We start from the raw sequence: 13300 nt of genomic DNA, 5'->3' as shown, positions 1-13300 counted from the left end.
AATCGTGGCGAGCGGTAACACTCCGCGCGTCCGGGCGGCATTAACATCGTCCGCTTCAATCCGCGCACTGCAGGGTGTAGGCATGCTCGAGTCCGTACTCGCGCCATGGGCGCTCACCGGCCGGCTGTGGCTGCGGTTCTGGCCGCAATTGATGGCGCTGGTGCTGGCAGGCACGCTGGCCCGCGATGTGCTGCTGTGGGTGGCGGCGCAGACCGGCTTCGCCAACCATCTGGCCGGCCTGGCCGTGCTTACGCTGGTGGCCCTGGCTCAGCTGGTCACCACTGTCGCCATGTTCCTGGTGCTGCTACCGGGTCTGCCAGCCTTGCGAAGCGCACAGGAAGCGGCGCACGCCGGACAGGCGGAGGCCGGCGGCAGCAACGGACGTCTGGGGCGGGCGCTGACCGTGGCCTTGTTGCCGTTCTTCGCCTACTACGCCGCCTGGGGTTTCCTGGGCGACATCGTGCGGCAATACTCGCGTCTTGCTTATGGGCTGGATCCGCTGGGCGAGCACGGCAATGTGCTGGACGCGCTGGATTCCCGCTGGCTGCTGGTGTCGGTGGCGATTTCCTGGCTGGTGCGCAAGGCGGCGGTGACGGCGCGCGACCGCACGGGCAAGGGTCGCTGGCAATGGCTGGTGGTGCTGTGCGAAACCAACTGGGTGCTGATCGGCTTGTACGTCATCAGCCGCTGGAAGGACCAGGCGTGGCAGTGGCTGGCCGACCGGCGCGGCCTGGAGGCGTTGTTGCAGTCCCTGATGAACATGCTGACGCCCGTCACGAATGCCTGGGCGGCGGGCATAACGCCCGTGGAGGCGCAGGGGCGCGGCCTGGGCGCCGCGCTGCTCAGCCTGTTCTTCTATGCCTTGTTGCCGGTGATATGGCTGGTGATGGCCGCACTGGTCTATGGCTATGACGTGCGCGACGATGCCGATCTCAGGCGCTATGAACGGCTGCAACGGTTGGGCGATCGCTACCGCGCCGTGCCGCGTTTTCTGCGCGATTTCGTCGAGCATTTCGTGGCCGGCTACCGCAAGCGTTATCTGCCGCTGGCCAGCGGCGTGCGGCTGGCCTTCCACAGCAGCGCGCTGCTGCTGGTTACGCTCATCGTGGGCTACCGCCTGATCGACTGGGGCGCCGCGTGGCTGTGGTACGGCGCGGCGCGCCTGATCGGTCCGCACGACCTGGATACCTGGCAGGTGCTGGCGCATGGCGTTTCGCTGCTGTTCGGCAGCCCCTTCCGCGATTCTTCCACGGGTTTGCTGATCGAACCCGTGCGCATCTGCTTTCTTGCGGCCGTGCTGGAATGCGCTTACGCACCCTGGAAGATGCGCAGCGCGGCGCCCGCGCCAGCAGCGTGAGTCAGCCGGCAGGCTCCGGCGGCGCGAAGCGCAGGTAGGCGGGCCGTTCGGCGTCGATGGACACGGTGATAGACCAGGGCGCGGCTGCGTCGGCGGGCACCATGAAGGCTTCCATGATTTCGACGCTGGCGCCGGGTGCGGCGCCGCTGTGGGCCGCCGCCACGCAACCGCGTGCGGTGCCGCGCGGCAGGCGCAGCGCCGGGGCGATGGCGGGCAGCCAGGTGCGTCCCTGCGCGTCGTGCAGCGCAATACGGCAGCCGCGCCAGCGCGTGGGCAGATCGGCAGATTGCACCTGCACGGAGAAAGCAGCCAGCGCGGCGCGCGAGCCGGGCTGCCAACCCCTGCCGGCGGGTGGTTCCAGTACCGCGAATTGCCGCAGCTGCCATTGCGCGCCGCCCAGCGGCGCCTGCGCGCCCGCCGCGATTTCGCGCGGCTGCAATTCGCGGCCTGCGAGCCAGCGGGCCACGCTGTCGCGACCGCTCCAGTACAGCGTCAGCGCGAGCAGCACAGGAAGCAGCCACAGGCTGCGGCGGCGCCAGCGGCGTTCGCTAGCGGCCGCATCGTTCATGGGGCGGCCTCCTGTTCCAGATCATGGTTGGCGGCGGCGATGGGCCGGCCGGAGGCGTCCAGCGGGACGTCGTCCAGCGTAATGCGCACCTGCGAATCCAGGCGCGGGTCATAGCGCGCGGACAGCAGCAGCGTGGCGCCGCGCGCCTGATCCGGCCGGATCTCGAACACCAGCCGCACGGTGCGCGGCAGGCCCGGTTCCAAGGCGTGGGGCGGCTGGTTGCGCGCGAGGGCAAGGCGGTCCGTATGGCGGTAGGCCAGGCCGCCGGGTCCGAGCCAGGCGGCTTCGCCGACCGTGGCCGACGTGTCCCGTGCCGCCAGGCGCAGCCAGACGATGGCCCAGACGCCGCCCGTCGTGCGCGTCTGCGTGGCGCTCAGGCTCTTGTAGTTCAGCTGCTGCGCGAACTGCACGCGCTCCACAGTGACGTCGAACAGCCTGGCGCTCACCGTCTGTCCCATGGCGCCGCTTGCCGTGATGGGGCCGGTCAGCGCCATGTAGCGGGGCGTGGTGCGCTGCATGGCGTACAGGGCCAGCGCGGCGGCCAGCACCAGCAGCAGGGTGCCCAGCCGCGCGCTCATGGGGCCGACTCCGGCGCGCCGCCCGGGGCTATCGGCAACTCGATCCGGCCCACGTTCGCGGGATTGAACCAGCCCGGCGCGCCATACAGGTTGTCGACGGGCTTGTAGATCTTGCTCTGCACCGCGAGCGCGGTGCGCATGGGAACCGCGGCCGCGGGGGGCAGCATCCAGACGAAGGCCATGCGCTCGGGCAGGCCGGGCTGCAGATAAGGCATTTGCTGGGAGTCGCGCAGGCCGACCACCATGGGCTTGCCGGCAGCCGAACCCAACGGCGCATTCCAGCGCAGCAGTCCGAGATAGTCGGCGCTCGATTCGGCGGTGCGGTTGGTGAGGTCGGCCTCGACCACCAGCGCCGTGGCGCCGGGCTTGAGCGGCACGCCATAGACCTTGGGCGTGGAGGCGGTCCAGGCCCGGCGCGGCACCACCTGCCACTGGCCGGTCTGGATCGAGATATCGGCGCCATACACGGGTTCGGACGCACGGTTGAGCTTGCCGTAGGCGCCGTAAATCGCCACGCTGGCCGCGGCGACCAGAGAGCCTATGCCTGCCAGGCTGGCTGCGACACGGGCTCTGAGCGAGTGCAGTACGCGCATCCGGACTCCAGGCGCGCAGGCCGCGCGCATCGGGAATCCCAGATCGTAGGCGTGTCGCTCCTGGCGGGTTTTGTCCTTATGTTTCCATGCATGTCGGGGGCGGCAATGCTGCGTGCGCCGGCCAAGTTTTGAAACAATTCGCCGGGCGCGTTGCGCAGTCCCGGGCGCTTCAGAACAGGTTCAGCGCCCGCGCCACCCACCAGCCCAAGCCGATCGCGACGCCGATCAGCAGCGTCCTGCGCAGGCCGCCGCCCTTGGCCGGCACGGCGCCCGGAGGGAGGCCCGCGTTCGGGTCCGATTGGACGGCTGCCGTCGGGGCGCGGGTCGGCGTCGGCTCATCGGTCTCGATCACGAACTCCGGCTTCGCGCCCTGCGGCTTCAATCCCGGCGCGAGATTTTCCACGTCCACGCCGGCATTGCGCAGCATGTCCCACAGGCCGCCATCGCCCTGGCCGGCGCGCAATGCCTCGATGCGTTCGCGTTCGGCGCGCGGCACTTCGTCCAGGCTGTCGTATTTGCGGCCATTGACCGTGACCGCGCCATTCTTGATCTCGACCTTGAAGGACTCGCCGTTTTCGATGCCGGCATAGCTCCAGGTCTCGCTGACCGTGGCGCCGTCCATTCCGCCGTCCAGCAGATCTTCGATGTTGGCGCGCTGTTCAGGCGTGAGGTCCTTCGCGGCGCTCCAGCTGCGCGTCGTCGTAGTGCTGCGCCAGGTCTTGGTTTTTTCGTTCATGCGTGGGTCCGTTGTCATGCGGGTCTAGTGCAAAGGCACTTACTTTGTCCTTAATGCAAAACTTATTTTCATGTCAAGAAAATCGATCTGATATGGTCATCTGAGCGTATCAGATGGCCTAAAAAGCGCATAATGTGCGCACCCTTTCCCAAGCTCCATGTCGTGGGGATCGGGTCGATTTTCTGCAAGCGAAGAGCGTGTTGTCACTAGCTCGGCGGTTCGTGTTCCCAGGTTCATGTTCGGTAGCTAGGACAACTTGGAGTATTCACGGAGATGTCTATGACAGAAGACGCAAAGCCGCGCAGGCGGTTCCTGCAGGCGTTGGCCATTGTGCCGGCGTCGACGCTGGCGGTGGGCGCAATGACCACCGGCTGTACCAACGAGCCGGATAGCGCCGCAGCGCGCGCGGCCAAGCCCTACGAACCCACCTATTTCACCAAGGCCGAATGGGCCTTCATCGTGGCCGCGGTGGATCATCTGATTCCCGCAGACCAGTACGGTCCCGGCGCCATCGAGGCCGGCGTGCCGGAGTTCATCGACCGCCAGATGGAAACCCCGTTCGGCCACGGCAAGCTCTGGTACATGCAAGGTCCGTTCCACACCGACCAGGTGCCGGAACTGGGCTACCAGCTGAACCAGAATCCCCGCGAGGTCTATCGCCACGGCATCGAGGCCTGTGACGCCTGGTGCGTGAAGACGCACGGCAAGGCCTACGCCGAACTGGACAAGCCGCTGCAGGAGCAGATCCTGAAGGACCTGCAGGGCGGCAAGATCAAGTTCGAAACCGTGCCTGCCACGACGTTCTTCAGCTTCCTGCTTTCCAACACCAAGGAAGGCTTCTTCGCCGATCCGATGTATGGCGGCAACAAGAACATGGTGGGTTGGAAGATGGTGGGTTTCCCGGGCGCGCGCGCGGACTTCATGGACTGGGCCGACCAGCCCAACGCGAAGTATCCCTATGGCCCGGTGTCGATCTCTGGGGAGAAGGGTTAAGCCATGGCGATCAAGAAAGACAAAGTCGATGCGGTGCTGGTCGGGTTCGGCTGGACCGGGGCGATCCTCGGCCAGGAGCTGACCGAGGCCGGCTTGCATGTACTGGCGCTGGAGCGCGGCGCGATGCAGGACACGCCCAAGGACGCCGAGTATCCCAAGGTTGCGGATGAGCTGGCGTACTCCGTGCGCGGCAAGCTGTTCCAGGACCTGTCCAAGGAAACCGTGACCATCCGCCATGGCGTGGACGACGTGGCCGTGCCGTATCGCCAGAACGGCTCGTTCCTGCTGGGTACGGGCGTGGGCGGCGCGGGCTTCCACTGGAATGGCATGCACTACCGTGTGCTGCCCGAAGAACTGGAGCTGCGCACCCGGTATGAAACGCGCTACGGCAAGAACTTCATCCCTGAAGGCATGACCATCCAGGATTTCGGCGTGACCTACGACGAGCTGGAGCCGTACTTCACGAAGTTCGAGTACGTATGCGGCACCTCCGGCAAGGCCGGCAACCTGAACGGCCAGATCGTCGAAGGCGGCAATCCGCTGGAAGGCAAGCGCAGCAAGGAATTTCCGCTGCCGCCCCTGACCACCACCTACGGCGCCCAGTTGTTCGACAAGGCGGCGCGCGAGGTCGGTTTCCATCCGTATCCGGCGCCTGCGGCCAATGCTTCGGGTCCGTACACCAACCCTTATGGCGTGCGTCTCGGCCCCTGTAATTTCTGCGGTTTCTGCGAGAACTACGGCTGCTACATGTACTCGAAGGCCTCGCCGCAGACCACCATCCTGCCGGTGCTGCTGAAGAAGCCCAACTTCGAGCTGCGCACGCACTCGCACGTGATCAAGGTCAACCTGGACTCGAGCGGCAAGAAGGCCGTGGGCGTGACCTACATCGATGCGCAAGGCCGCGAAGTGGAGCAGCCGGCGGACCTGGTGATCCTGTCGGCCTACCAGATGCACAACGTGCGCCTGCTGCTGCTGTCCGGCATCGGCAAGCCCTACGATCCCAAGACCAATGAAGGCGTGGTCGGCAAGAACTACGCGTACCAGATGAACGGCGCGGTCAGCGTGCTGCTGCCCAAGGGCACCCAGCTCAATCCCTTCGTGGGCACGGGCGCGGGCGGCGTGGGCATGGACGACCTGAACGGCGACCAGTTCGACCACGGCCCGCTGGGCTTCCTGGGCGGCGCCAGCATCCGCCACGTGCGCTACGGCGGCCGTCCCATCAAGCAGACGCCCACCATGCCGGGCACGCCCAGCTGGGGCACGGGCTGGAAGGCCGGCGTACAGGACGCCTACCAGCGCCACATGTCCATAGGCATTTCCGGTTCGGTGATGTCGTACCGCGACGCCTATCTGTCGCTGGACCCGACCTACAAGGACAGCTTTGGCCAGCCGCTGCTGCGCATGACCTTCGATTGGCACGACAACGAGTTCGACATGCTGGGCTACATGGGCAAGCGCATGGAAGAAGTGGCCAAGGCCATGAAGCCCGAAAAGTACGCCGTGGGAGTGCGCAAGAAGGGCGCGCGCTACGACACGCGGGTCTACCAGAGCACGCACAACACGGGCGGCGCCATCATGGGCACCAACCCCAAGGAAAGCGTGGTCAACAAGTACCTGCAGAGCTGGGACGTGCCCAACCTGTTCGTGATGGGCGCCTGCGTGTTCCCGCAGAACATGGGCTACAACCCCACCGGCCTGGTCGGGGCGCTGGCCTATTGGTCGGCGCAGGCGATCCGCGACCTGTATCTGAAGAACCCCGGCCCGCTGGTCCAGGCTTAAGGAGACGGCACAATGATTAAGCAGACCATTGTTGCGGCCATCTCCGCCCTGGTGGCCAGCGCCGCGTTCGCCGCGGACGGCACGCCGGCCGCCGCCGACGCCCAGATGATCAAGCAGGGCGAGTACCTGTCGCGCGCCGGCGACTGCATCGCCTGCCACACGGCCAAGGACGGCAAGCCGTTTGCAGGCGGCCTGGGCATCGATTCGCCGCTGGGCATGATCTATTCCACCAACATCACGCCCGACAAGGACACCGGCATCGGCAGCTACTCCTACGAGGACTTCGACAGGGCCGTGCGCCATGGCGTGGCCAAGGACGGGCACTCGCTGTATCCGGCGATGCCGTACACCGCCTACGCCAAGGTCACGCCCGAGGACGTGAAGGCCTTGTACGCCTACTTCATGCATGGCGTGGAGCCGGTCAGGCAGGAGAACAAGGACACGGACATCATCTGGCCCTTGTCGATGCGCTGGCCGCTGGGCGTGTGGCGCTGGATGTTTGCGCCCGACGTGGCCACGGCCCCCGTGACCGCGGACACCCAGGGCGCCGACCGCGCCGCGCTCCTGCGCGGCCAGTACCTGGTCGAAGGCCTGGGCCATTGCAGCACCTGCCACACGCCGCGCGGCGTCGCCTTGCAGGAAAAGGCCTTGACCGAGGCGGACGGCTCGGCCTTCCTGTCCGGCGGCGTGGTCGAAGGCTGGCTGGCCAAGAACCTGCGCGGCGACACGACCGACGGCCTGGGCAGTTGGAGCCAGGCGGACATCGTGGCCTTCCTGAAGTCCGGTCGCAACGGCCATTCCGCGGCTTTTGGCGGCATGGCGCAGGTGGTGGGCGAAAGCACGCAGCACCTGTCCGATGCCGACCTGAACGCCATCGCGGCCTATCTGAAGAGCCTGCCGCCGGTGAACAAGGACGCCACCAAGCCGCTGGCCTACAACGAGTCCGTGGCGCAGGCGCTGCGCACGGGCAAGGACAAGGGCGACGGCGCCATGGCCTTCCTCAACAATTGCGCGGCCTGCCACCGCAGTACCGGCAAGGGCTATGCGGAAACCTTCCCGCAGCTGGCGTTGAGCTCGACGGTGAATTCGGCGGACCCCGCGTCCCTGATCCACATCGTGCTCAAGGGCGCGCAGATGCCGGCCACCGCGGCGGCGCCCACTGCCTACGCGATGCCGGGCTTCGACTGGCGCATGACCGACAAGGAAGTCGCCGATGTGGTGACGTTCGTGCGGTCCAGCTGGGGCAACCAGGGGGCGGCCGTCACCGCCGCCGACGTGGCCAAGGTGCGCAAGGACGTGGGGGCGGCGCCGCAGCCCGCGCGTTGAGGTCCCCGCGGCATCGCGCAGCGTGATGCAACACGGCGCCGGCAAGCTGCAAGGCTTGCCGGCGCTGTTTTTTCCGCGGAATTTGACAAGAGCCGATGCCGGGCGCAAGCTTCACCACATGCGCCGATCCCTGACCCCGTTCGCTTTGATTATTACCACCATCAAGGTCATGGTGGGTTAGCGCGCGTCGGTACATCGCTACATAAACCCGCCAGAGGCGGGTTTTTTGTTGGCCCGCCTCCTGCCGCAGTTTTTTCCAGGAGAGCACTTCATGATGTCCACAGAACCTTCCGCCGCCGCCACGCCCATGCTGCACTTTCTGTGCGGCAAGATCGGCGCCGGCAAATCCACGCTGGCGCAAACCTTGGCCGCGCGGCCCGGCACCATCCTGCTCAGCGAGGACAGCTGGCTGGCGGCGCTGTATCCCGGAGAAATCGTGGACCTGACCGACTACGCCCGCTGCGCCAGCCGCCTGCGCAATGCCATGGGCAGCCACGTGGCGGCGCTGGTCGGGGCGGGCTTGTCGGTGGTGCTGGACTTCCCGGCCAACACGCGGCGCAGCCGTGAATGGCTGCGCCAAGTGGCGCAAGAGGCCGGCTGCGCCCATCAGCTGCATTTTCTGGATCTGCCCGATGAGGTCTGCAAGGCCAGGCTGCGCGCGCGCAATGCCTCGGGCACGCACCCTTACACCACCACGGACGAACAGTTCGACATGATCACGGCGTACTTCGTCGAGCCGGACGAAGACGAAGGGTTCAATCTGGTGCGCCACGAAGCCTGAAGAGAGGGACGCCGGCCGGGCGCGCCTGCTATGATTGCTGGATAAATATCCAGTCTTCCGGCCCGACCGATGTTCCCCGCCTACCGTTACTACTATCTGCACAACTTCCAGCGCGCGCTGACGTGGGTGGGCGACCGCTACGCCGACCTGCTGGACGACGCCGAGCGCCGCTTCATGGCGGAATTTCCGGTCTTGCCGCAGGCATCCCAGGCCCTGATGGTGCGCATGCTGATGCGGCGCGGCCCATGGTTCCGCGCCAGCCGGCTGACCTACGAGGAGATCGGCGCGGCCGAGGCCGCCGCCGGGCCGCTGCTGCAATTGGGCTGGCTGGACGCGCAGGCGCCGATGACGCTGGATGAACTCTTCGGCCTGCATACCAAGCCGGAGCTGAATCGCATGTTTGCGCAGGTGCCGGCCAAGTCCGCCCCGCGCAAGGGCGATCTGCTGGAGGCCGTGCGCGTCGCGTGCGCGGATGCGCGGCCCTATGCGGACTGGAATCCCGCAGCGGACGAGCCAGTCTGGCGCGTGACCGTATCGGATGTCTGTGAGCGATTCCGCCTGATGTTCTTCGGCAATCTGCACCAGGACTGGTCGGAGTTCGTGCTGGCCGACCTGGGCGTATTCCAGTACGAGACCGTGCCGTTCGATGCCTCGTCGCGCGCCTTCCAGACGCGCGAAGACGTGGACTGCTATCTGGCGCTGCACGCCTGCCGCGTCGCCCTGGATGAGGGGGCGGATGCCGATGCGCTGATGCAGGCCGTGCAGGCCTGCGCCAGCGCCAACCCCTGGCTCGAAAAGCGTCGCGCCAAAGTGCTGTTGCGCATCGGGCAGTCCTGCGAGCGGTCGCAGGACTGGGACACCGCGCAGCGCGTGTACGAGGCCTGCGCATATCCTGGCGCGCGCCATCGCCGCATCCGCGTGTATGAACGCATGGCGCGGCACGGCGACGCGTTGGCCCTGGCTCTGCAGGCGCAGGCCCAACCTGAAAGCGAAGAGGAAAGCCAGCGCCTGGCGCGCATGCTGCCGCGGCTGTATCGCGGCGCGGGGCAGGGCGCTCCGGCGCGCGATTCGGCTCCCGCCTTGCTGCGCACCGATCTGACGCTGGCGCGCCCGGCAGAGCGAACTTCGGTCGAATTCGTCACCCGCGATCACCTGCATCGGGACGACGCACCCGTGCACTACGTGGAAAACGCGCTGATCAATTCGCTGTTCGGACTGCTGTGCTGGCCCGCGGTGTTCGCGCCCTTGCCGGGCGCTTTCTTCCATCCGTTCCAGCGCGGTCCGGCGGACCTGGACGCGCCGGATTTCCATGAGCGCCGCGCGGCGCTCTTTGCGCAATGCCTGGCGCAGCTGGACACGCCGGGCTACCGCGACCTGATCCTGCAACGCTACGCCGAAAAATCCGGACTGCAATCGCCCTTTGTTTTCTGGGGCTCCCTGTCCGAGGACCTACTGACGCAGGCGCTGGACTGCCTGCCTGCCGCCCACTTGAAGCTGTACTTCGAACGCCTGCTGCGCGACGTCAAGACCAACCGCTCCGGCTTGCCGGACCTGATCCGCTTCTGGCCGGCCGAGCGCCGCTATGAGCTGATCGAGGTCAAGGGGCCGGGCGACAAGCTGCAGGACAACCAGATCCGCTGGTTGCGGTACTGCGTGTCGCACGGCATGCCGGTGCGGGTGTGCCACGTCAGCTGGCGCGAGGACGCGGCATGAGCTACGCCGTGGCGGTGCGCGCCCTGTGTGAATTCACGGCGCGGGCGGGGGATCTGGACCTGCGCTTCACGCCTGCGCCTACGGGTCTGGAGGGCATGGCGGGCCATGCCGCCGTGACGGGGCGCCGGGGGCCGGATTACGAGACCGAGTTGGCGCTGTCCGGCCTGCATGAAAACCTGCTGGTGCGCGGCCGCGCCGATGGCTACGACCCCGTTGCCAATCAGCTCGAAGAGATCAAGACCTACCGCGGCCAGCTTGAAAGTGTGCGCGATAACCACCGCGCAGTGCATTGGGCGCAGGCCAAGGTGTACGGGCATCTGCTGTGCCAGGCTCGCGGACTCGCAAGCCTGCACGTGGCGCTGGTGTACTACAACGTGGTCACCGAGGAAGAGACGGTGCTGGTGGAAGCGCACGAGGCCGCCGCGCTGCAGGCGTTCTTCCGCGAGCAATGCGGAAGATTCCTGGCCTGGGCAGCGACCGAGCTTGCGCACCGCCAGGCGCGCGATGCGGCGTTGGAAGCGCTGAAGTTCCCGTACGGCGAGTTCCGCGCGGGGCAGCGTGAGCTCGCCGTGGCCACGTACCGCACGGCGCGCGACGGCGGCTGCCTGATGGCCCAGGCGCCCACCGGCATAGGCAAGACGCTGGGGACGATCTTCCCGCTGCTCAAGGCCAGCCCGGGCGCGAGCCTGGACAAGATTTTCTTCCTGGCCGCCAAGAGTCCGGGCCGCGGCCTGGCGCTTGAGGCGCTGGACACGGTCAACGCGCAGCCGGCTGCGCCCGGCTTGCGGGTGCTGGACTTGCAGGCGCGCGACAAGACCTGCGTCCACCCGGACCTGGCCTGCCACGGCGAGTCCTGCCCGCTGGCGCAGGGATTCTACGACCGCTTGCCGCAGGCGCGCGAGGCCGCGCTGTCGCATGCGCGGCTGGATGCCGCCACGGTGGCGGCCACCGCGCGCGAACATCAGGTCTGCCCGTACTACCTGTCGCAGGAGCTGATCCGCTGGAGCGACGTGGTGGTGGGCGACTACAACTACTACTACGACGCCAGTGCGATGCTGTACGCCATGACGCAGGTGTACCAATGGAAGGTGGCGGTGCTGGTGGACGAGGCCCACAATCTGGTCGACCGGGCGCGCCGCATGTACACGGGCGAGCTCGACCAGGCCTCGCTTGCGGCGGCGCGCTACGCCGTGCCCAAGGGGTTGAAGAAGTCCCTGGATGGTTTGCAGCGCTCATGGAACGCGCTCAACAAGAAGCAGGCGGAGCGCTACCAGGCCTATGACGAGGTCGCGGCCGGCGTGCTGGCCGCGGTGCAGAAGGCGGTGGGCGCGATCATGGAGCACATGGCCGAGAACCCGCTGCCGCAGGACGATCCCGTGCTGGCGTTCTACTTCGAGGCCTTGCAATTCATGCGGCTGGCCGAGCAGTTCGGCTCGCACGCGCTGTTCGATGTGACCCTGTCGGACGCCAGCGCGGCCGGCGCCAAGACGCCGCCCTCCGTGCTGTGCGTGCGCAACGTGATCCCGGCGCCGTACCTCGCGGCGCGTTACGCGGCGGCGCATGCCACGGTGCTGTTCTCGGGCACGCTGAGCCCGCAGCAGTTCTACCGCGACACGCTGGGCCTGCCCGCGGCCACGCCCTGGCTGGACGTGGCCGCGCCATTCCAGGCCGAGCAGTTGGCGGTGAGGGTGGTGGGCAACGTATCCACGCGCTATCGCGATCGCGAGCGTTCGCTGGCGCCCATCGTCGAACTGATTGCGCGGCAATACGCCGAGCGGCCGGGGAACTACCTGGGTTTTCTCAGCAGTTTCGACTATCTGCGCCAGGTGTCGGACCTGATGCGTGAGCGCCATCCCGCGGTGCCGATCTGGCTGCAGACGCCGGGCATGGACGAGGCGGGCCGCGCGGCGTTCCTGGCGCGCTTTACCGAAACGGGGCAGGGCGTGGGCTTCGCGGTGCTGGGCGGCGCATTTTCGGAAGGCGTGGACCTGCCCGGCAGGCGGCTGATCGGCGCGTTCATCGCCACGCTGGGGCTGCCGCAGGTGAATCCCGTGAACGAGAACATGAAGCGCGCCATGGACTTGCGCTATGGCGTGGAGAACGGCTACGACTACACCTACCTGTACCCCGGCATGCAGAAGGTGGTGCAGGCGGCGGGCCGCGTCATCCGCACGGAACACGACGTGGGCACGGTGCACCTGATCGACGACCGCTACCGCCGCGCCAAGGTGCGCGGGCTGCTGCCGGGCTGGTGGCGGATCGAGTGATCAGGCCGGGTGCAGTTCGGTCAGCGGCTGGCTGGGGTCGCGGCTGAGCTGGTACCCATACCAGAGGCTGCGCGCCATGCGCCGGGCCATTTCCTGGGCTGCGTCGGCCAGCGCCCGGTTGGGCAGGGCGTCGGTGGTCTCCTGCCATAGCGCCAGCCAGCGCTCGAACAGTTCTGCGCTGAGGTTCGGCATGGCGGCATGCTTGGGCATGGGCATGCCGGTGAAGCGGCGCGTGCCCAGCAGCACGGCGGACCAGAAATCCGACAGGGTCGCCAGATGCTCGTCCCAGTCGTGCACCTGACTGTTGAAGACCGGGCCCAGCTGCGCGTCCGCGCGCGCCTTGCCGTAGAAGGCGTGCACCAGGTCGCGGATTTCGGCTTCGGTGCAGATGTCTGCGTCTGAGGTCAAGGTCGTCTCCTTGTGGGGCGGAAGGCGATCTTAGGGCGGGTGCGCCAGCCTGCGGTTTGATCTGGCGCAAGTTTTCCGGCCTGCCGCGGGATCCGGCGCGCCAAGCGCGGCGCCTGTGGTTTGCGTAGTATCGTCTGCCTGCGCGGCCGGCGTCCGGCAAGCGCGACCCCATATGATCAGGCGCCCCGAGTCGAAGGCGCG

Annotated in this window: 12 protein-coding genes; 7 read left to right on the top strand and 5 right to left on the bottom strand. The window is 67.2% G+C overall.

The window, feature by feature from the left end; translation table 11 throughout:
• The first annotated feature begins 82 nt into the window (after window positions 1-82).
• On the top strand, window positions 83-1357 hold the full coding sequence (locus HV793_RS16495; protein WP_175213550.1) for a hypothetical protein: 1275 nt from the start codon (window positions 83-85) through the stop codon (window positions 1355-1357).
• 1 nt (window position 1358) lies between these two features.
• Here HV793_RS16495 and HV793_RS16490 read toward each other — a convergent pair whose 3' ends face one another.
• From HV793_RS16490 to HV793_RS16475, 4 genes are all read right to left on the bottom strand, one after another.
• Window positions 1359-1925, bottom strand: coding sequence for a hypothetical protein (locus HV793_RS16490; RefSeq protein WP_054456364.1), 567 nt, complete (start codon window positions 1923-1925; stop codon window positions 1359-1361).
• Window positions 1922-2503 (bottom strand): hypothetical protein, encoded by a 582-nt coding sequence (locus HV793_RS16485; RefSeq protein WP_175181309.1) that lies wholly within the window; start codon window positions 2501-2503, stop codon window positions 1922-1924. Before HV793_RS16485 ends, HV793_RS16490 begins: the two co-directional genes overlap by 4 nt.
• Window positions 2500-3096: a hypothetical protein gene (locus tag HV793_RS16480; RefSeq protein ID WP_054456366.1), complete on the bottom strand. Its 597-nt coding sequence runs from the start codon at window positions 3094-3096 to the stop codon at window positions 2500-2502. Before HV793_RS16480 ends, HV793_RS16485 begins: the two co-directional genes overlap by 4 nt.
• Window positions 3097-3265: 169 nt before the next feature.
• Window positions 3266-3832 (bottom strand): hypothetical protein, encoded by a 567-nt coding sequence (locus HV793_RS16475; protein ID WP_175213549.1) that lies wholly within the window; start codon window positions 3830-3832, stop codon window positions 3266-3268.
• A 279-nt stretch (window positions 3833-4111) separates the two neighbouring features.
• On the opposite strand from HV793_RS16475, the gene HV793_RS16470 reads away from it, so the two are divergent.
• The 6 genes from HV793_RS16470 to HV793_RS16445 all read left to right on the top strand — a co-directional run bounded on the left by HV793_RS16470 (window position 4112) and on the right by HV793_RS16445 (window position 12691).
• A complete protein-coding gene (locus HV793_RS16470) occupies window positions 4112-4825 on the top strand; it encodes a gluconate 2-dehydrogenase subunit 3 family protein (RefSeq protein ID WP_054456371.1) in 714 nt (237 codons plus the stop codon).
• A 3-nt stretch (window positions 4826-4828) separates the two neighbouring features.
• Window positions 4829-6604, top strand: coding sequence for a GMC family oxidoreductase (locus tag HV793_RS16465; protein WP_054456372.1), 1776 nt, complete (start codon window positions 4829-4831; stop codon window positions 6602-6604).
• 12 nt (window positions 6605-6616) lie between these two features.
• The gene (locus HV793_RS16460; RefSeq protein WP_175213548.1) at window positions 6617-7930 is read left to right on the top strand and encodes a cytochrome c; all 1314 of its coding nucleotides are present in this window, start codon (window positions 6617-6619) and stop codon (window positions 7928-7930) included.
• Window positions 7931-8201: 271 nt separating this feature from the next.
• Window positions 8202-8711 carry a P-loop nucleotide/nucleoside kinase family protein gene (locus HV793_RS16455; RefSeq protein ID WP_175213547.1) on the top strand — a complete coding sequence of 170 codons (510 nt, stop codon included), beginning with the start codon at window positions 8202-8204 and terminating at the stop codon, window positions 8709-8711.
• A gap of 69 nt (window positions 8712-8780) precedes the next feature.
• Window positions 8781-10424, top strand: coding sequence for a VRR-NUC domain-containing protein (locus HV793_RS16450; RefSeq protein WP_175213546.1), 1644 nt, complete (start codon window positions 8781-8783; stop codon window positions 10422-10424).
• Window positions 10421-12691: an ATP-dependent DNA helicase gene (locus HV793_RS16445; protein WP_175213545.1), complete on the top strand. Its 2271-nt coding sequence runs from the start codon at window positions 10421-10423 to the stop codon at window positions 12689-12691. The genes HV793_RS16450 and HV793_RS16445 overlap by 4 nt, the downstream gene beginning before the upstream one ends.
• Here HV793_RS16445 and HV793_RS16440 read toward each other — a convergent pair whose 3' ends face one another.
• Window positions 12692-13099 carry a group III truncated hemoglobin gene (locus HV793_RS16440; protein ID WP_119451386.1) on the bottom strand — a complete coding sequence of 136 codons (408 nt, stop codon included), beginning with the start codon at window positions 13097-13099 and terminating at the stop codon, window positions 12692-12694.
• Window positions 13100-13300 lie beyond the last annotated feature (201 nt).

Origin of the sequence: Achromobacter aegrifaciens, assembly GCF_902859965.1 — a bacterium.
Taxonomy (GTDB): Bacteria; Pseudomonadota; Gammaproteobacteria; order Burkholderiales; family Burkholderiaceae_B; genus Achromobacter; species Achromobacter aegrifaciens.
The sequence above is the reverse complement of the archived record's forward strand: the minus strand, read 5'-3'. Positions and strand labels throughout refer to the sequence as shown.

Bases quoted from the DNA above. Each gene is read 5' to 3' on its own strand.
- HV793_RS16445 (WP_175213545.1), top strand. From the start codon at position 10,421: ATGAGCTACGCCGTGGCGGTGCGCGCCCTGTGTGAATTCACGGCGCGG.
- HV793_RS16480 (WP_054456366.1), bottom strand. From the start codon at position 3,096: ATGCGCGTACTGCACTCGCTCAGAGCCCGTGTCGCAGCCAGCCTGGCA.
- HV793_RS16465 (WP_054456372.1), top strand. From the start codon at position 4,829: ATGGCGATCAAGAAAGACAAAGTCGATGCGGTGCTGGTCGGGTTCGGC.
- HV793_RS16455 (WP_175213547.1), top strand. From the start codon at position 8,202: ATGATGTCCACAGAACCTTCCGCCGCCGCCACGCCCATGCTGCACTTT.
- HV793_RS16470 (WP_054456371.1), top strand. From the start codon at position 4,112: ATGACAGAAGACGCAAAGCCGCGCAGGCGGTTCCTGCAGGCGTTGGCC.
- HV793_RS16490 (WP_054456364.1), bottom strand. From the start codon at position 1,925: ATGAACGATGCGGCCGCTAGCGAACGCCGCTGGCGCCGCCGCAGCCTG.
- HV793_RS16485 (WP_175181309.1), bottom strand. From the start codon at position 2,503: ATGAGCGCGCGGCTGGGCACCCTGCTGCTGGTGCTGGCCGCCGCGCTG.
- HV793_RS16475 (WP_175213549.1), bottom strand. From the start codon at position 3,832: ATGAACGAAAAAACCAAGACCTGGCGCAGCACTACGACGACGCGCAGC.
- HV793_RS16460 (WP_175213548.1), top strand. From the start codon at position 6,617: ATGATTAAGCAGACCATTGTTGCGGCCATCTCCGCCCTGGTGGCCAGC.
- HV793_RS16495 (WP_175213550.1), top strand. From the start codon at position 83: ATGCTCGAGTCCGTACTCGCGCCATGGGCGCTCACCGGCCGGCTGTGG.
- HV793_RS16450 (WP_175213546.1), top strand. From the start codon at position 8,781: ATGTTCCCCGCCTACCGTTACTACTATCTGCACAACTTCCAGCGCGCG.